Source organism: Streptomyces sp. NPDC017202 (assembly GCF_044331705.1).
Classification (GTDB): Bacteria; Actinomycetota; Actinomycetes; order Streptomycetales; family Streptomycetaceae; genus Streptomyces.
Genome location: NZ_JBIRNP010000001.1, coordinates 868,341 through 886,714 on the forward strand (window position 1 = coordinate 868,341; position 18,374 = coordinate 886,714).

General features: G+C 71.6%; 16 protein-coding genes. 13 read left to right on the forward strand and 3 right to left on the reverse strand.

All coding sequences use genetic code 11. The features are described 5' to 3' along the window. Nucleotides 1-73: 73 nt before the first annotated feature. Together ACH4N1_RS03640 and ACH4N1_RS03645 are read right to left on the reverse strand one after the other, a co-directional pair. A complete protein-coding gene (locus tag ACH4N1_RS03640; RefSeq protein ID WP_398094234.1) occupies nt 74-946 on the reverse strand; it encodes an acyl-CoA thioesterase in 873 nt (290 codons plus the stop codon). A gap of 35 nt (nt 947-981) precedes the next feature. Further along, entirely contained in the window at nt 982-2,139 is a 1,158-nt protein-coding gene (locus tag ACH4N1_RS03645) for an acyl-CoA dehydrogenase family protein (protein ID WP_398094236.1), read from the reverse strand. A gap of 210 nt (nt 2,140-2,349) precedes the next feature. On the opposite strand from ACH4N1_RS03645, the gene ACH4N1_RS03650 reads away from it, so the two are divergent. After that, nucleotides 2,350-2,988, forward strand: coding sequence for a TetR/AcrR family transcriptional regulator (locus ACH4N1_RS03650; RefSeq protein ID WP_398094237.1), 639 nt, complete (start codon nt 2,350-2,352; stop codon nt 2,986-2,988). Between the two features lie 87 nt (nt 2,989-3,075). Here ACH4N1_RS03650 and ACH4N1_RS03655 read toward each other — a convergent pair whose 3' ends face one another. Further along, a complete protein-coding gene (locus ACH4N1_RS03655; RefSeq protein WP_398094238.1) occupies nt 3,076-3,678 on the reverse strand; it encodes a TetR/AcrR family transcriptional regulator in 603 nt (200 codons plus the stop codon). Nucleotides 3,679-3,776: 98 nt separating this feature from the next. Here ACH4N1_RS03655 and ACH4N1_RS03660 point away from each other — a divergent pair, with 98 nt between their 5' ends. From ACH4N1_RS03660 to ACH4N1_RS03715, 12 genes are all read left to right on the forward strand, one after another. Next, nucleotides 3,777-5,393: a carboxyl transferase domain-containing protein gene (locus ACH4N1_RS03660; RefSeq protein WP_398094240.1), complete on the forward strand. Its 1,617-nt coding sequence runs from the start codon at nt 3,777-3,779 to the stop codon at nt 5,391-5,393. A 14-nt stretch (nt 5,394-5,407) separates the two neighbouring features. Next, nucleotides 5,408-7,351, forward strand: a complete 1,944-nt coding sequence (locus tag ACH4N1_RS03665; protein WP_398094242.1) for an acetyl/propionyl/methylcrotonyl-CoA carboxylase subunit alpha — start codon at nt 5,408-5,410, stop codon at nt 7,349-7,351. After that, nucleotides 7,348-8,325 (forward strand): hydroxymethylglutaryl-CoA lyase, encoded by a 978-nt coding sequence (locus ACH4N1_RS03670; RefSeq protein ID WP_398094243.1) that lies wholly within the window; start codon nt 7,348-7,350, stop codon nt 8,323-8,325. Before ACH4N1_RS03665 ends, ACH4N1_RS03670 begins: the two co-directional genes overlap by 4 nt. A 5-nt stretch (nt 8,326-8,330) precedes the next feature. Continuing rightward, complete coding sequence (locus tag ACH4N1_RS03675) at nt 8,331-9,491, forward strand: acyl-CoA dehydrogenase family protein (RefSeq protein ID WP_398094244.1); 1,161 nt, start codon at nt 8,331-8,333, stop codon at nt 9,489-9,491. Nucleotides 9,492-9,684: 193 nt separating this feature from the next. Next, nucleotides 9,685-10,731, forward strand: coding sequence for an ABC transporter substrate-binding protein (locus ACH4N1_RS03680; protein ID WP_398094246.1), 1,047 nt, complete (start codon nt 9,685-9,687; stop codon nt 10,729-10,731). A 100-nt stretch (nt 10,732-10,831) separates the two neighbouring features. Continuing rightward, a complete protein-coding gene (locus ACH4N1_RS03685; RefSeq protein WP_398094248.1) occupies nt 10,832-11,677 on the forward strand; it encodes a siderophore-interacting protein in 846 nt (281 codons plus the stop codon). A 174-nt stretch (nt 11,678-11,851) separates the two neighbouring features. Continuing rightward, complete coding sequence (desA, locus tag ACH4N1_RS03690; RefSeq protein ID WP_398094249.1) at nt 11,852-13,294, forward strand: lysine decarboxylase DesA; 1,443 nt, start codon at nt 11,852-11,854, stop codon at nt 13,292-13,294. Continuing rightward, entirely contained in the window at nt 13,278-14,570 is a 1,293-nt protein-coding gene (locus ACH4N1_RS03695) for a lysine N(6)-hydroxylase/L-ornithine N(5)-oxygenase family protein (protein WP_398094250.1), read from the forward strand. The genes desA and ACH4N1_RS03695 overlap by 17 nt, the downstream gene beginning before the upstream one ends. Continuing rightward, on the forward strand, nt 14,567-15,118 hold the full coding sequence (locus ACH4N1_RS03700) for a GNAT family N-acetyltransferase (RefSeq protein WP_398094251.1): 552 nt from the start codon (nt 14,567-14,569) through the stop codon (nt 15,116-15,118). The genes ACH4N1_RS03695 and ACH4N1_RS03700 overlap by 4 nt, the downstream gene beginning before the upstream one ends. After that, nucleotides 15,115-16,914: an IucA/IucC family protein gene (locus tag ACH4N1_RS03705; protein WP_398094252.1), complete on the forward strand. Its 1,800-nt coding sequence runs from the start codon at nt 15,115-15,117 to the stop codon at nt 16,912-16,914. The genes ACH4N1_RS03700 and ACH4N1_RS03705 overlap by 4 nt, the downstream gene beginning before the upstream one ends. 157 nt (nt 16,915-17,071) lie before the next feature. Continuing rightward, nucleotides 17,072-17,977 (forward strand): DUF4429 domain-containing protein, encoded by a 906-nt coding sequence (locus tag ACH4N1_RS03710; RefSeq protein ID WP_398094253.1) that lies wholly within the window; start codon nt 17,072-17,074, stop codon nt 17,975-17,977. Nucleotides 17,978-18,108: 131 nt separating this feature from the next. Then, entirely contained in the window at nt 18,109-18,366 is a 258-nt protein-coding gene (locus ACH4N1_RS03715; protein WP_363088612.1) for a hypothetical protein, read from the forward strand. The last annotated feature ends 8 nt before the right edge of the window (nt 18,367-18,374 follow it).

Sequence of the window (18,374 nt, forward strand, 5' to 3'; positions counted from 1 at the left end):
TCCGGAAAGGCGGCGACGAGCACCGTGAAGGTGTTCTCGCCGCCGCCCCGTTGCTCCGTGCCGGCCGTGCCCCTCAGTCCTCCCGGGGGACGCGCACCACGCCTTCCTGGATCACCGAGACGGCGAGCCGTCCGTCCTGCGTGTAGATGCGGGCCTGACCCAGGCCCCGGCCGCCGTGCGCCGACGGCGACTCCTGGTCGTAGAGCAGCCACTCGTCGGCGCGGAACGGGCGGTGGAACCACATCGCGTGGTCCAGCGAGGCGCCGACCACGTCCCCGACGGCCCAGCCGCCGCGGCCGTGCGCGAGGAGGACCGAGTCCAGGAGGGTCATGTCGGAGACGTAGGTGGCGAGGACGACGTGCAGCAGCGGGTCGTCGGCGAGCTTGCCGTTGGTGCGGAACCAGACCTGGCTGTGCGGTTCCCGCGGCTCGCCGAACTTCCCGTACGGCGGCTCGTCGACGTACCGCAGGTCGATGGCCCGGCGCGCCTCCAGGAACCGCTCGACGACGTCCGGCGGGAGGTGGTCGTAGCCGCGCAGGCGTTCCTCGGAGGTCGGCAGGGTCGCCGGGTCCGGGGAGACGGGCATCGGGGCCTGGTGGTCGAGCCCCTCCTCGTACGTCTGGAAGGACGCCGACAGGGCGAAGATCGGCCGGCCGTGCTGGACGGCGACCGCGCGGCGGGTGGTGAAGGAGCGGCCGTCGCGGATGCGCTCGACGTTGTAGACGATGGGCGCGCCGGGGTCGCCCATCCGCAGGAAGTACGCGTGCAGGGAGTGGGCGTGCCGGTCGGCGGGGACCGTGCGCCCGGCGGCGACCAGCGCCTGGGCCGCGACCTGCCCGCCGAAGACGCGGGGGACGACGGCGGAGCGGGACCGGCCGCGGAAGATGTTCTCCTCGATCTGCTCGAGATCGAGCAGATCGAGGAGATCCTGTAGTGCCTGGCTCATGGGGACCGTTGTACCGGGCGGTAATTGCGGCCGGCTTACAGACCCATGTCCTTGGCGATGATCGTCTTCATGATCTCGCTGGTGCCGCCGTAGATGCGGTTGACCCGGTTGTCCGCGTAGAGGCGGGCGATCGGGTACTCGTTCATGTAGCCGTAGCCGCCGTGCAGCTGGAGGCAGCGGTCGATGACGCGGTGCGCGACCTCGGTGCAGAACAGCTTGGCGCTGGCGGCCTCGGCGGGGGTCAGCTCGCCGGCGTCCAGGGCCTCCGTGGCGCGGTCGGCGACGGCCTCGGCCGCGTCGACCTCGGCCTGGCAGGCGGCCAGCTCGAACTTGGTGTTCTGGAAGTGGGCGACCGGCTTGCCGAAGACGGTGCGCTCCTGCACGTACTGCTTGGCGAACCGGACGGCGGCCTTGGCCTGGGCGTAGGCGCCGAAGGCGATGCCCCAGCGCTCGGAGGCCAGGTTGTGGCCGAGGTAGGAGAAGCCCTTGTTCTCCTCGCCGAGCAGGTCCTCGACGGGCACCTTGACGTCGACGAAGGCCAGCTCGGCCGTGTCGGAGGTGCGCAGGCCCAGCTTGTCCAGCTTGCGGCCGATGGAGTAGCCCTCGGACTTGGTGTCGACGGCGAAGAGGGAGATGCCGTGGCGGCGGTCCTCGGCGGTCGGGGCGGCGGTCCGGGCGCAGACGATGACCTTGTCGGCGTGGACGCCGCCGGTGATGAAGGTCTTGGCGCCGTTGAGGACGTAGTGGGTGCCGTCCTCGCTCAGCTTGGCGGTGGACTTCATGCCCGCGAGGTCGGAACCGGTGCCCGGCTCCGTCATCGCGATGGCCCACATCTCCTCGCCGCTGACGAACTTCGGCAGGTAGCGCTTCTTCTGCTCGTCGGTGGCGAGCATCTTGATGTACGGCAGGGCAAGCAGCACGTGCACGCCGGAACCGCCGAACTGGACGCCGGCGCGAGCGGTCTCCTCGTACAGGACGGCCTCGAACTTGTGGCTGTCCAGGCCGGCGCCGCCGAACTCCTCGGGGACGTTGATCCCGAAGATGCCCAGCTCACCGAGCTTGTAGTAGAACTCCCGCGGGGCCTGGCCGGCGGCGAACCACTCGTCGTAGACGGGTACGACCTCGGCCTCGATGAAGGCGCGAAGGGTCTCCCGGAACGCCTCGTGATCCTCGTTGAACACCGTACGGCGCACGCCGCCACCTCCACGTACCTCGGCCTGTCTAAGCGCTTGCTCATATCACCGTACCGGCGAGTACGAGGTGCGTCCAGGGTGAGTGCGGGGTAATGCTCATCACGCCCCCCGGGGCACCCCCGGCCCGGCCCGCCCGGTCCGCGGGGCTTGCGTGATAGCCTCTAACGAACTCTTGCGGCTATAGCCGTCCGCCTGCGGAAGGGGCACTCCATGGCCGGGACCGGTGGCGCCGAGACCCCCCGGGAGCGGTACCGCGCCCAGGTGCGGGCCGAGATCAAGGAGCGGGCCCGGGAGCAGATCGCCTCCGCCGGGGCGTCCGCGCTGTCGCTCAACGCCATCGCCAAGCAGCTGGGGATGAGCGGGCCCGCGCTGTACCGCTACTTCGCCAGCCGGGACGAGTTGATCACCGAACTGATCAGGGACGCCTACCGCAGCCTCGCCGACGCCACCCGGGCCGCCGACGGCGACCTCGCCTCGCTGGCGGGCGCCCTGCGCGCGTGGGCACTGGCCGATCCGCACCGGTACTTCCTCGTCTACGGCACGCCCGTGCCGGGCTATCACGCGCCCGACGACACCACCGCCATCGCGTCCGAGATCATGGCGCGTCTGCTCGACGCCTGCGCCGAGCTGCCCGCGGACGGGACGCGGACGCCGCTGGACACCCACCTGGACGAGCACCGGCAGTGGGCGGACGGCCACCCCGCACCCGCCCCGGCCCCGCGCCGGGCGCTGGCCTTCTGGACCCGGCTGCACGGCGTGCTGTCGCTGGAACTGGCGGGCCACTTCACCGGAATGGGCTTCGACCCCGCCCTGCTCTACGCCGCCGAGCTGGAGAGCCTGGGCGACTGACCGCCCACCCGGCCGCTCCGCCCACTCCCCCACTCCTCCTCCACCGCCGCACCGGACGGCCCGAGCGGCCGACCGGCCCCCACTCCCCTACTCCCCCTCCGCCGCCGCCGAGCCGAAGGCGCCCCGGGCCATCCGGTGCAGCAGGTCCGCCGTGGCCTCCCGGCCGGGGAGGCCACCCGCCCTCCCCAGGTGCGGGGTGGAGTTGAGCAGTCCGAACACCGAGTGCACCGCGGACCGGGCCGCCGGCTCCGTCAGCGCCGGATAGACCTCCCGGACGACCTCCACCCACAGCTCGACGTACTGCCGCTGCAACTGCCGCACCAGCTTGCGGTCGCTGTCGCGGAGGCGGTCCAGCTCCCGGTCGTGCAGGGTGATCAGGGGACGGTCGTCGAGCGCGAAGTCGATGTGCCCCTCGACGAGCGAGTCGAGGACCGTCCCGGCCGCGGCCCCGTCGGCCTCCTGCACCCGGCGCCGCGCACCGGTCAGCAGCCGGCCGCTGATCCCGACCAGCAGCTCGGCGAGCATCGCGTCCTTGCCGGGGAAGTGCCGATAGAGGCCGGGGCCGCTGATGCCGACCGCGGCCCCTATCTCGTCCACACCGACACCGTGGAACCCGCGTTCGGCGAACAGCCGCGCGGCCTCCTTGAGGATCTGCTCGCGGCGGGTGGGGGCGTCGGTTCTGGTGGCCATGAAAACAATTCTAGACAACCACGTTAGCGCTCGTTAACCTGACGGAAATGGTTAACGCTCATTAACCAGTCGACCACTGGGTGAGGGGACCGCAAGGTATGGAGCAGGCACCGGAGCTGACCAGCGCGGCCGATCCCGCGTCGGAGGCCTGGCGGACCAATGAGAGGGCCCACCTCGCGCTCGTCGAGGAGCTGCGCGGCAAGCTCGCCGCGGCCCGGCTGGGCGGCGGGGAGAAGGCGCGGGCCCGGCACACCGCGCGCGGGAAGCTGCTGCCGAGGGACCGGGTGGACACCCTCCTCGACCCCGGCTCCCCGTTCCTGGAGCTGGCCCCCCTCGCCGCCGACGGGCTGTACGACGGGCAGGCCCCCGCGGCCGGCGTGATCGCGGGGATCGGCCGGGTCAGCGGCCGGGAGTGCGTGGTCGTCGCCAACGACGCCACCGTCAAGGGCGGGACGTACTACCCGATGACGGTGAAGAAGCACCTGCGGGCCCAGGAGGTCGCCCTCGAGAACCGCCTGCCGTGCCTGTACCTGGTGGACTCCGGCGGCGCCTTCCTGCCCATGCAGGACGAGGTCTTCCCCGACCGCGAGCACTTCGGGCGGATCTTCTACAACCAGGCCCGCATGTCCGGGGCCGGCATCCCGCAGATCGCCGCCGTGCTCGGCTCGTGCACGGCCGGCGGGGCGTACGTCCCGGCGATGAGCGACGAGGCCGTCATCGTGCGCGGCCAGGGCACGATCTTCCTCGGCGGTCCGCCCCTGGTGAAGGCCGCCACCGGCGAGGTCGTCACCGCGGAGGAGCTGGGCGGCGGCGAGGTCCACGCGCGGGTGTCGGGCGTCACCGACCACCTCGCGGAGGACGACGCGCACGCCCTGCGCATCGTGCGGACCGTCGTCTCCACCCTCCCGGCCCGCCGCCCGCTCCCCTGGGAGGTGCGGCCCGCGGTCGAGCCCAAGGTCGACCCCCACGGGCTGTACGGCGCGGTGCCGGTCGACTCCCGTACCCCCTACGACGTACGGGAGATCATCGCCCGCATCACGGACGGCTCCCGTTTCGCCGAGTTCAAGTCCGAGTTCGGGCAGACCCTGGTCACCGGCTTCGCCCGCGTCCACGGGCACCCGGTCGGCATCGTCGCCAACAACGGCATCCTGTTCTCCGAGTCCGCCCAGAAGGGCGCCCACTTCATCGAGCTGTGCGACCAGCGCGGCATCCCCCTGCTGTTCCTCCAGAACATCTCCGGCTTCATGGTCGGCAAGGACTACGAGGCCGGCGGCATCGCCAAGCACGGCGCCAAGATGGTCACCGCGGTGGCCTGCACGCGCGTGCCCAAACTGACGGTCGTGGTCGGCGGGTCGTACGGCGCGGGGAACTACTCGATGTGCGGCCGGGCCTACTCCCCCCGCTTCCTGTGGATGTGGCCGAACGCCAAGATCTCCGTGATGGGCGGCGAACAGGCCGCCTCCGTCCTCGCCACCGTCAAGCGCGACCAGCTTCAGGCGCGCGGCCAGGACTGGCCCGCCCAGGAGGAAGAGGCCTTCAAGGACCCGATCCGGGAGCAGTACGAGCGTCAGGGCAACGCCTACTACGCGACCGCCCGGCTCTGGGACGACGGGGTCATCGACCCGCTGGAGACCCGCCAGGTGCTGGGTCTGGCCCTGACCGCCTGTGCCAACGCGCCGCTGGGCGACCCCCAGTTCGGCGTCTTCCGGATGTGAGGGGCTTCAAGACGATGTTCGACACAGTCCTCGTGGCCAACCGGGGCGAGATCGCCGTCCGGGTGATCCGCACCCTGCGTTCCCTGGGCGTGCGCTCGGTGGCCGTCTTCTCCGACGCCGACGCCGACGCGCGGCACGTCCGGGAGGCCGACACGGCCGTCCGGATCGGTCCGGCGCCGGCCGCCGAGAGCTACCTGTCGGTGGAGCGGCTGCTGGAGGCCGCCGCCCGCACCGGCGCCCAGGCCGTCCACCCCGGATACGGCTTCCTCGCGGAGAACGCCGGCTTCGCGCGCGCCTGCGCCGACGCCGGGCTCGTGTTCATCGGGCCGCCGGCCGAGGCGATCTCCCTCATGGGCGACAAGATCCGCGCCAAGGAGACCGTGCAGGCGGCGGGCGTCCCGGTGGTGCCCGGGTCGAGCGGCAGCGGGCTCGGCGACGCCGAACTGGCCGCCGCCGCACTGGAGATCGGCATGCCCGTGCTGCTCAAGCCGTCGGCCGGCGGCGGCGGCAAGGGCATGCGGCTGGTGCGGGAGGAGGGCGGTCTCCTGGACGAGATCGCCGCCGCCCGCCGCGAGGCCCGCGCCTCCTTCGGGGACGACACGCTGCTCGTCGAGCGGTGGATCGACCGGCCCCGGCACATCGAGATCCAGGTCCTGGCGGACGGCCACGGCCGGGTGATCCACCTGGGCGAGCGTGAGTGCTCCCTCCAGCGCCGGCACCAGAAGCTGATCGAGGAGGCGCCCAGCGTGCTCCTCGACGAGACCACCCGCGCGGGGATGGGCGAGGCGGCGGTCCAGGCGGCCCTGTCCTGCGGCTACCGGGGCGCGGGCACGGTGGAGTTCATCGTCCCCGGCGGGGACCCGAAGGCGTACTACTTCATGGAGATGAACACCCGTCTCCAGGTGGAGCACCCCGTCACCGAACTGGTCACCGGGCTCGACCTGGTGGAGTGGCAGCTGCGGGTGGCGGCCGGGGAGCGGCTGCCGTACGCGCAGGACGACATCCGTCTCACGGGGCACGCCGTCGAGGCCCGCGTGTGCGCCGAGACGGTGTCCGTCCGCGAGGGCGCCCGCGGCTTCCTGCCGTCCGGCGGCACCGTGCTGCGGCTGCGCGAGCCGCGGGGCGAGGGGGTGCGCACCGACTCGGGCCTGAGCGAGGGCACCGAGGTCGGCAGCCTGTACGACCCGATGCTCTCCAAGGTGATCGCGTACGGCCCCGACCGGGCCACGGCGCTGCGCAGGCTCCGGGCCGCCCTCGCGGACACGGTCACGCTGGGCGTGCCGACGAACGCCGGGTTCCTGCGCCGGCTGCTCGCCCATCCGGCGGTCGTGGCGGGCGAGCTGGACACCGGCCTGGTCGAACGGGTCATGGACGACCTGGTCCCCACCGAGGTGCCGGAGGAGGTCTACGAGGCCGCCGCGGCCGTACGGCTGGAGGCGCTGGAACCGTCCGGGACGGGGTGGACGGACCCCTTCTCGGTGCCGAGCGGGTGGCGGCTGGGCGGGGCACACCGGCCGCCGGCGTTCCCGCTGCGGGTCACCGACCCCGTGGAGTACACCCCGCGCGGCACCCACTGGGTCACCGACGACGAGGTCGGCGTCACCCTCGACGGCGTCCGGCACACCTTCCACCGGGCCGGTGACTGGCTGGGCCGCGACGGCGACGCCTGGCAGGTGCGCGACCACGACCCGGTGGCCGCGTCCCTGACCGGGGCCGGGCACGCGGGCGCCGACTCGCTGACCGCGCCCATGCCGGGCACGGTGACGGTGGTGAAGGTCGCCGTCGGTGACGAGGTGACGGCCGGGCAGAGCCTGCTGGTGGTGGAGGCGATGAAGATGGAGCACGTCATCTCCGCCCCGCACGCCGGCACGGTCGCCGAACTCGACGTCACCGCGGGCACCACCGTGGCCATGGACCAGGTGCTGGCCGTGATCGCGCCGCACGGGGAGGAGGGATGAGCGTGCGAGGACTTCCGATGACCGTTCCCGCGCCGGGCCTGCCCACGCGGGTCAGGATCCACGAGGTCGGCGCCCGCGACGGCCTGCAGAACGAGAGGGCGACCGTGCCGACGGCCGTGAAGGCCGAGTTCGTGCACCGGCTCGCCGGGGCCGGGCTGACCACGATCGAGGCGACCAGCTTCGTCCACCCGAAGTGGGTGCCCCAGCTCGCCGACGCCGAGGAATTGTTCCCGATGCTCGCCGGGCTGCCGGTGGAGCTGCCGGTGCTCGTGCCGAACGAACGCGGGCTGGACCGGGCGCTGGCGCTCGGGGCGCGGCGGGTCGCGGTGTTCGCCAGCGCCACCGAGGCCTTCGCCAAGGCCAACCTCAACCGCACGGTGGACGAGGCGCTGGCCATGTTCCACCCGGTGGTGGAGCGGGCCAAGGCCGGCGGGGTGCACGTGCGCGGCTACCTCTCCATGTGCTTCGGCGACCCCTGGGAGGGCGCGGTCCCGGTCCCCCAGGTCGTCCGGGTGTGCCGGGCCCTGGTCGACATGGGATGCGACGAGCTGAGCCTCGGCGACACCATCGGGGTCGCCACCCCCGGTCACGTCGAGGAACTGCTGACCGCGCTCGACGAGGAGGGCATCCCCGTCGGCGCGCTGGGCGTGCACTTCCACGACACCTACGGCCAGGCCCTCGCCAACACCCTCGCCGCGCTCCGGCACGACGTCACCACCGTCGACGCCTCGGCGGGCGGCCTGGGCGGCTGCCCGTTCGCGAGGTCCGCCACCGGCAATCTCGCCACCGAGGACCTCGTGTGGATGCTGACCGGCCTCGGTATCGACACCGGGGTCGACCTCGGCCGTCTCGTCGCCACCAGCGTCTGGATGGCCGGCCGGCTGGGCCGGCCCAGCCCGTCCCGCACCGTCCGCGCCCTGTCCCACGAGGACGCGCAGGGCCAAGAGGGCCGCGAGGCCCACAAGGAGCAGTGACCGCCATGGACCACCGACTCTCCCCCGAGCTGGAAGAACTGCGGCGCACCGTCGAGCAGTTCGCGCACGACGTCGTCGCGCCGAAGATCGGCGACTTCTACGAGCGGCACGAGTTCCCGTACGAGATCGTCCGCGAGATGGGCCGCATGGGTCTGTTCGGGCTGCCCTTCCCCGAGGAGTACGGCGGCATGGGCGGCGACTACCTGGCGCTGGGCATCGCGCTGGAGGAACTGGCCCGCGTCGACTCGTCGGTGGCGATCACCCTGGAGGCGGGCGTGTCGCTGGGCGCGATGCCGATCCACCTCTTCGGCACCGACGCGCAGAAGCGGGAGTGGCTGCCGCGGCTGTGCTCCGGCGAGATCCTGGGCGCGTTCGGCCTGACCGAGCCGGACGGCGGCAGCGACGCGGGCGCGACGCGCACGACGGCCCGGCTCGACCCGGACACCGACGAGTGGGTGATCAACGGCACGAAGTGCTTCATCACCAACTCGGGCACGGACATCACGGGCCTGGTCACGGTCACCGCGGTGACGGGCCGGAAGCCGGACGGCAGACCGCTGATCTCCGCGATCGTCGTCCCGTCCGGCACCCCCGGTTTCACGGTCGCCGCGCCCTACTCCAAGGTCGGCTGGAACGCCTCGGACACCCGTGAGCTGTCCTTCGCGGACGTCCGCGTCCCGGCGGCCAACCTGCTGGGCGAGGAGGGCCGCGGCTACGCCCAGTTCCTGCGGATCCTGGACGAGGGCCGCATCGCCATCGCGGCCCTGGCGACGGGCCTCGCCCAGGGCTGTGTCGACGAGTCGGTGAAGTACGCCAGGGAGCGCCGCGCCTTCGGCCGCCCGATCGGCGCCAACCAGGCGATCCAGTTCAAGATCGCCGACATGGAGATGAAGGCCCACACGGCCCGCCTCGCCTGGCGTGACGCGGCGTCACGCCTGGTGTCCGGCGAACCCTTCAAGAAGGAGGCGGCCCTGGCGAAGCTGTACTCCTCGACGATCGCCGTCGACAACGCCCGCGACGCCACCCAGGTCCACGGCGGCTACGGCTTCATGAACGAGTACCCGGTCGCCCGCATGTGGCGCGACTCCAAGATCCTGGAGATCGGCGAGGGCACGAGCGAGGTGCAGCGGATGCTGATCGCCCGGGAGCTGGGTCTGGTGGGCTGAGACCCACCCGGACTCCTGGCAACTCGCTTGCCCGGTAGGCGTTTCGGTCCGGGCCGACGGGTACGGATGCCTTCGCCGGGGCGGGGTCGGACGGTTCCGGCCGGGCCCGCCCCCTGGACAAGATCTGAGGTTAGGCTAACCTACCTTCGAATTGTCCGGCGGTGATCCGCCCCGTTCGAAAGCGGCCACACTCATGCCCAACGCCAGAGCCACTCACCTCACCCGTCGCGGCATCCTCGCCGCCGGTGGCGCCCTCGGTCTCGGTGCCGTGCTCGCAGCCTGCGGGGACGACGACTCGGGCAGCGGTGACGCGAAGTCGACGGAGAACGCCGCCAAGTCCGGTCCCTGGACGTTCAAGGACGACCGCGGGACCACCGTGAAGCTCGACGCGATCCCGGCGAGCATCGTCGCGTTCACCGGCGTCGCGGCCGCCCTCCACGACTACGGCATCCAGGTCAAGGGCGTCTTCGGCCCGACGAGGACCACCGACGGCAAGGCGGACGTCCAGGCCGGCGACATGGACGTCAGCAAGGTCGAGATCCTCGGCAACGTCTGGGACGAGTTCAACGTCGAGAAGTACGCGGCCCTCGCGCCCGACGTACTCATCTCCACGATGTTCGACGACGCCGGCACCCTCTGGTACGTCCCCGAGGCCTCCAAGGACAAGATCGCCAAGCTGGCCCCGAGCGTCGCCGTCTCCGTCTACGACCGGCAGCTCACCGCTCCCCTGGAGCGCATGTGGGAACTGGCCGAGTCCCTCGGCGCGGACATGACCGCGGCCGGGGTCACCGACGCCAAGAAGCGCTTCGAGACCGCCGCGACCCGGCTGCGCGCCGCCGCCAAGGCCAAGCCCGAGATCAAGGTCATGGCCGGTTCCGCGAGCGACCAGCTGTTCTACGTCTCCGGCACGAACCTCTCCATCGACCTGGAGTACTTCAAGGCCCTCGGCGTGAACTTCGTCGAGCCGCCGGAGAGCGCCAAGGCCGAGGGCGGCGGCTGGTACGAGTCGCTGAGCTGGGAGAACGTCGACAAGTACCAGGCCGACATCATCATGATGGACGACCGTTCCTCGACGATCCAGCCGGCCGACATCACCAAGCCGACGTGGAAGCAGCTCCCCGCGGTGAAGGCCGGGCAGGTCATCGCCCGCTCACCCGAGCCGATCCTGTCGTACGACAAGTGCGTGCCGCTGCTGGAGACCCTCGCCGAGGCGCTCGAGAAGGCGAAGAAGGTCGCCTGACGAGGCGGCCCGCGGCCCGCGCCCACGCGGTCGAACCGCTCGGGCACGGGCCCGCCCCCGAAGGAAGGCCAGCCGCCCCTCTCCCGCTCCAGGAGCCCGCGTGACCACGGCCGTCGCCGCCCCGTTCCGTTTCTTCGCGCTGCACGTCGTACGGACGAGGCGGCTCGGTCCGTCCCTGGTCCGGGTGAGTTTCGCCGGGGAGGACCTGCGGCACTTCTTCTCCGACGGCCGGGACCAGTCGCTGTCGCTGTTCCTGCCGCATCCGGGGCAGGACGCGCCGGTCGTCCCCGTCGAACTCGGATGGGGGTCCTCCCGCTCGAGCGCAGCCGAGAGTGGGGGAGGGTGGTGGCAGGGGTGGCGTGAACTGCCGGACGACGTAAGGGCGGTGATGCGTTCGTACACGCTGCGGGAGATGCGCCGGGACCCCGACGAGATCGACGTCGACTTCGTGCTGCACACCCCGGCCGGGCCCGCCTCCGCGTGGGCCGGCCGGGCGCGCGCCGGGGACCGGGTGCTGCTGCTCGGCCCCGCCGTCGCCGACAACCGTGCGATCCGGTTCCAGCCGCCGGACGACACCGACCTGGTGCTGCTGCGGGGCGACGAGACGGCCCTGCCGGCGATCGCGTCCATTCTCGCGTCGCTGCCCGCCGGACGGCGCGTCCGGGCGTGGCTGGAGGTGCGCGACGCCCGGAGCGCGCGGCACCTGGCGACCGCGGCGGACGCCGAGATCTCCTGGCTGACCGACGGGACCTGTCTCGACGTCCTGCGCGCGGCGCCGCTCCCGCCCGCCGAGCGGCCGTACGCCTGGATCGCGGGGGAGTCGGGTTCGGTGAAGGCGCTGCGCCGGCACTTCGTGCGGGAGTGGGGCATCGACAGGCGCCGGGTCACCTTCGTCGGGTACTGGCGTCAGGGCATGACGGAGGAACAGCTGCGCGCGGCCGGCTGACCAACCGCCCTTCAGGGCAAGGAAGTTGACCGGCAAAGCAAACGTGACGACCGTCACCGGGGGATGGCGTTTCGTTCGCGTTACTTAGGTTAGGCTAACCTAAGGAAAAATCGAGGCTCCGCTCCCGCGTCCGCCCCGCGGCGGACCCGTCCCCATCCCCGGAGGACCCCCACGATGCGCTCGCACCTGCTCAATGACACGAACGCGGAGCGGTACCGCCGCTCCGTGACCGAAGGAGTCGAGCGGGTGGCCGCCAAACTCGCCGCCACCGACCGTCCGTTCACCGGCGTCACGGTCGACGCCCTCGCCCCCCGCATCGAGGGCATCGACCTCGACCGGCCGCTGGGCGACACCACGGCGGTGCTGGACGAGCTGGAGGAGGTCTACCTCCGCGACGCGGTCTACTTCCACCACCCCCGCTACCTCGCCCACCTCAACTGCCCGGTCGTCATCCCGGCCGTGCTCGGCGAGGCGGTCCTGTCCGCCGTCAACTCCTCCCTGGACACCTGGGACCAGTCGGCGGGCGGCACCCTCATCGAGCGGAAACTGGTCGACTGGACGGCCGCCCGCATCGGCCTCGGCCCCGCCGCCGACGGGGTGTTCACCTCCGGCGGCAGCCAGTCCAACCTCCAGGCGCTGCTCCTCGCCCGCGAGGAGGCCAAGACCGGCTCCCTGGAGAAACTGCGCGTCTTCGCCTCCGACGTCAGCCACTTCAGCGTGAAGAAGTCGGCGAAACTGCTGGGCCTGGGCCAGGACGCGGTGGTCTCCGTCCCCGTCGACCACGACAAGCGCATGCAGACCGTCGCCCTCGCCCGGGAACTGGAGCGCTGCGAGGAGGCCGGCCTCGTCCCCATGGCCGTCGTCGCCACCGCCGGCACCACCGACTTCGGCTCCATCGACCCGCTGCCCGAGATCGCCGAACTGTGCGAGCGGTACGGCGCCTGGATGCACGTCGACGCCGCCTACGGCTGCGGGCTGCTCGCCTCGGTGAAGTACCGCGGCCGCATCGACGGCATCGAACGCGCCGACTCCGTCACCGTGGACTACCACAAGTCCTTCTTCCAGCCGGTGAGTTCCTCGGCCGTCCTGGTCCGGGACGCGGCCACGCTGCGCCACGCCACCTACCACGCCGAGTACCTGAACCCCCGCCGCATGGTGCAGGAACGCATCCCCAACCAGGTCGACAAGTCCCTCCAGACCACCCGCCGCTTCGACGCGCTGAAACTGTGGATGACGCTGCGCACGATGGGCGCCGACGGCATCGGCGAGCTGTTCGACGAGGTCTGCGACCTCGCGGCCCGGGGCTGGGAACTGCTCGCCGCCGACCCGCGCTTCGACGTCGTCGTCGAGCCGTCGCTGTCCACCCTGGTCTTCCGCTACGTCCCGCGGGCCGTCACCGACCCGGCCGAGATCGACCGCGCCAACCTCCACGCCCGCAAGGCCCTGTTCGCCTCCGGCGACGCGGTGGTGGCGGGCACCAAGGTGAGCGGCCGCCACTACCTGAAGTTCACCCTGCTGAATCCCGAGACGACGGTCGACGACATGGCCGCCGTCCTCGAACTGATCGCCGGCCACGCCGAGCAGTACCTGGGAGAGTCCCTTGACCGCGCGTCCTGAAAACCCCGCCGCCACCCATGACCTCGTCGGGATCGGGCTCGGCCCCTTCAATCTCGGCCTCGCCTGCCTGACCGAGCCCATCGACGCGCTGAACGGCGTCTTCCTGGAGTCCAAGCCCGACTTCGAGTGGCACGCGGGCATGTTCCTCGACGGCGCTCACCTGCAGACGCCGTTCATGTCGGACCTGGTCACCCTCGCCGACCCGACCTCGCCGTACTCCTTCCTCAACTACCTGAAGGAGAAGGGCCGGCTGTACCCGTTCTACATCCGCGAGAACTTCTACCCACTGCGCGTGGAGTACGACGACTACTGCCGCTGGGCCGCCGGCAAGCTGAGCAGCGTGCGCTTCTCGACGACGGTCGCCGAGGTGACGTACGACGAGGGCACCGAGCTGTACGCCGTGCGGACCACGGACGGTGAGGAGTACCGCGCCCCCCACCTGGTCCTGGGCACCGGCACCGTGCCGTTCGTCCCCGAGGCGTGCCGCGGCCTGGGGGACGGCGTCCTGCACACCTCGCAGTACATGCACCGCAAGGCGGAGCTGCGGGAGAAGAAGTCGATCACCGTGGTCGGCAGCGGGCAGAGCGCCGCCGAGATCTACCACGAGCTGCTCTCCGGGATCGACGCCCACGGCTACCGGCTCAACTGGGTCACCCGCTCCCCGCGGTTCTTCCCACTGGAGTACACCAAGCTGACCCTGGAGATGACCTCCCCGGACTACGTCGACTACTTCCGCGCGCTGCCGGAGGAGACCCGCTACCGGCTGGAGAAGCAGCAGAAGGGCCTGTTCAAGGGCATCAACTCGGAGCTGATCGACGCGATCTTCGACCTGCTGTACCAGAAGAACGTCGAGAGCGGCGGCCGCGGCGTCCCCACCCGGCTGCTCACCAACTCCTCACTCACCTCCGCGCGGCAGGAGGACGGCGGCTACACACTCGGCTTCCACCAGGACGAGCAGGACAAGGACTTCGAGATCCGCACCGAGGGCCTGGTGCTGGCCACCGGCTACCACTACGAGCCGCCGGCCTTCCTCGACCCGATCCGCGACCGGCTCCGCTTCGACACGCACGGCCGTTTCGACGTGACCCGCGACTACGCGATCGACGTCACCGGCCGGGGCGTCTTCCTGCAGAACGCCGGCGTCCACACGCACAGCGTCACCAGCCCCGACCTCGGCATGGGCCCGTACCGCAACAGCTGCATCATCCGCGAGCTGCTCGGCAGCGAGTACTACCCGGTCGAGAAGACCATCGCGTTCCAGGAGTTCGGAGCATGAACACGACCGCGGCCGTCGGCCCTCTCACCTTCCGCCCCCTCGACCCCCCGAAGGACGCCGAGCTGCTGCACTCCTGGGTGACGCACCCCAAGGCGGCCTTCTGGATGATGCAGGACGCCACGCCGGCCGACGTCGAGCGCGCCTACCTGGAGATCGCCGCCGACGAGCACCACCACGCCCTGCTCGGGCTGCACGACGGCACACCGGCCTTCCTGATGGAGTACTACGACCCCCGCCACCGCGAGCTGGTCGGCCTGTACGAGCCGCGGCCCGGCGACATCGGCATGCACTTCCTGGTCGCCCCCACCGACCGGCCCGTGCACGGCTTCACCCGCGCGGTCATCACCGCCGTCGTGGCCCGCCTCTTCCAGGACCCGGCCGTCGAACGGGTGGTGGTCGAGCCGGACGTCTCCAACAAGGCCGTGCACGCGCTGAACGAGGCCGTCGGCTTCGTCCCCGAGCGCGAGATCGACAAGCCGGAGAAGAAGGCGCTGCTCAGCTTCTGCACGCGGGAGCGGTTCACCGCCGCCACGGGGGTGGGCGCGTGAGCCTCACCGACGCCGTGGCCCACCTCTCCCCCGAACGCTGGGAGAAGGCCAACCGCCTGCTGGTCCGCAAGGCCCTCGCGGAGTTCGCCCACGAGCGCCTGATCACCCCCGAGCCCGTGAGCGGGTCCACGGGCGAGCAGGACGGGCGGAACGAGCAGTACGTCGTCCGCAGCGACGACGGCCTGACGGCCTACCGCTTCACCGCCGTGCGCCGCGCCCTGGACCACTGGCAGGTCGACGCCGGCTCGATCACCCGCACCCGGGACGGCGCCGCACTCCCCCTCGCCGCACTGGACTTCCTCATCGAGCTGCGGGGCACGCTCGGACTGAGCGACGAGATCCTGCCGGTCTACCTGGAGGAGATCTCCTCCACCCTCTCCGGCACCTGCTACAAACTCACCAAGCCGCAGCTCACGGCCGCCGAGCTGCTGGAGGGCGGCTTCCAGGCCGTCGAGAGCGGCATGACCGAGGGCCACCCCTGCTTCGTCGCCAACAACGGGCGGCTCGGCTTCGGCGTCCACGAGTACCTGGCGTACGCACCGGAGACCGCGAGCCCGGTCCGCCTGGTGTGGCTGGCGGCGCACCGGTCGCGGGCGGCGTTCACGGCGGGCGCCGGCATCGACTACGCGTCGTTCGTCCGGCAGGAGCTGGGCGAGGAGACCGTCGAGCGCTTCGACGGCGTCCTGCGCGGACGGGGCCTCGACCCGGCCGACTACCTCCTCATCCCCGTCCACCCCTGGCAGTGGTGGAACAAGCTCAGCGTCACCTTCGCCGCCGAGGTCGCCCGCCAGAACCTGGTGTGCCTCGGCGAGGGCGACGACGAGTACCTCGCCCAGCAGTCCATCCGGACGTTCTTCAACGCGACCCACCCCGAGAAGCACTACGTGAAGACGGCCCTGTCCGTCCTCAACATGGGCTTCATGCGCGGCCTGTCGGCGGCGTACATGGAGGCGACCCCGGCGATCAACGACTGGCTGGACCGGCTGATCGACAGCGACCCGGTGCTGAAGTCGACGGGCCTGTCGATCATCCGGGAGCGGGCGGCCGTCGGCTACCGGCACCTGGAGTACGAGGCGGCCACCGACCGCTACTCGCCGTACCGCAAGATGCTGGCCGCGCTGTGGCGGGAGAGCCCCGTCCCCTCCCTCCGCGACGGCGAGTCCCTCACCACGATGGCCGCCCTGGTCCACGTGGACCACGAGGGCAGGTCGGTGGCCGGCGCGCTGGTCGAGCGGTCGGGCCTGGACCCCGCCGAGTGGCTGCGGCACTACCTGCGGGCGTACTACACGCCCCTCCTGCACTCCTTCTACGCCTACGACCTGGCCTTCATGCCACACGGCGAGAACACCATCCTGGTCCTGAAGGACGGTGTCGTGCAGCGGGCGGTCTACAAGGACATCGCCGAGGAGATCGTCGTCATGGACCCGGACGCGGTGCTGCCGCCCGAGGTGCGGCGCGTCCGGGCCGAGGTCCCCGAGGACATGAAACTCCTGTCGATCTTCACGGACGTCTTCGACTGCTTCTTCCGCTTCCTCGCCGCCGGCCTGGCCGCCGAGGGGGTCCTGGCGGAGGACGGCTTCTGGCGCACGGTCGCCGAGGTCTCCCGCGAGTACCAGGAGGCGCACCCCGAACTCGACGACCGGTTCCGGCAGTACGACCTGTTCGCCCCCGAGTTCGCGCTGTCCTGCCTCAACCGGCTCCAGCTGCGGAACAACCGGCAGATGGTGGACCTGGCGGACCCGTCGGGCGCCCTCCAGCTGATCGGCACCCTGAAGAACCCCCTCGCCGGTCTCTGACCCGCCGACGGGCGCACGCCTCCGAGTACGGTCCTCGGGGGCGTGCGTCGTGGTGCCGTCGCGTCCCGGCTCGTCCCGGTCCGGCTCGTCCTGTCTCCGCTCACCCCGCCCCGGTTCTTCCCGGTCCGGGGCGAACACCTGATGGAACAATCGCCCCATGGCGGAAATCATCCAGAAGGACGGCACCTGGGTCTTCGACGGGGATGCCCTGCGGCTGACGCCGGGCCGGGACAGGAACGTCAGTCCGCTCCGCAGCGCCCTGGGTGAACTCGTCGTGCCCCTGCGCGCGTTGGCGGGCGTCTCGTTCGAGCAGGGCAAGAGGTCGGGGCGGCTCGGGCTGCGGCTGCGCGACGGCGCCTGTCCGCTGCTGCGGGCGACCGGCGGCCGGCTCGCCGAACCCCACGACCCCTACCGGCTGGTGGTGGAACCCGACCGCCACGGCGTCGCCGAGTACCTCGTCGACGAGGTGCGCGACGCGCTGCTGCTCGACCAGGTCCCCACCGGTCCGGTCGACGCCCCTCTGCTGCCGGGCCCGTCCGTGCCCCTGTCGGTGTCCGCCGGGGACGGCACCGCGAGCTTCGACGGCGAGCGGGTGCACCTGGAGTGGAACTGGAAGACGGAGGAGGCCAAGGCCGCCGCCGGCCCCCGCACCCTGCCCGTCGGCGAGATCACGGCCGTGGAGTGGCGGCCGGCGGCCGGACTGGACAACGGCCACCTGCGGTTCACCGTCCGGGGCGCGTCGGCGAGGACCCCGGCGAAGTACGACCCGAACGCCGTGGAGCTGTGGGGCTTCAAGAAGGACCCGCTGATGGCGCTGGTCGCGGCCGCCGTACAGGCCAGGCTGCCGCACCCGGCCGCGGGCCCCGGGCACGCCGTGCCCCCGGCGCCGGGGGCGGTGCCGCTGCCGCTGCCGGGGCCGGGACCGGGACCGGGGCCGGCCGCGGGGGACGACCACGACACGCTGCTGCGCCGCCTGCGCGAGCTGGGCGAACTGCACCGGGACGGCGTCCTGACGGACGAGGAGTTCGCCCGGGCCAAACAGGCGGTCCTGCAGCGCATGTGAGGGCGGGCGGCGCCCGTCGGGCGAATTTCCCCTAGCACACGCACAGGTCACCCACGACTCCCCGCCAGGGGTCTGCCCGGAATCGGGCAGGAATCTTGCGAAACTCTCGTCGGTACCCCAGGATCTACCGGGTGCACGACGAACTCGTTGATCATCTGACGCGCTCCACCCCCCTGAACCGGGGTGAGGCCCTGCGGGTGATCCAGGACGTTCTCGCCTACTTCGACGAGACGACCGAGGAATTCGTCCGTCGCCGCCACCGCGAGCTCCAGGCCCAGGGCCTGGTCAACGCGGAGATCTTCGAACGGATCGCGGCGGACCTGAAATACCGGGCGGTGGCACCGCCGGAGCCGACTCTCCGGCAGCTGCGCCGCATGGTCTACGGCTGAACGACCGG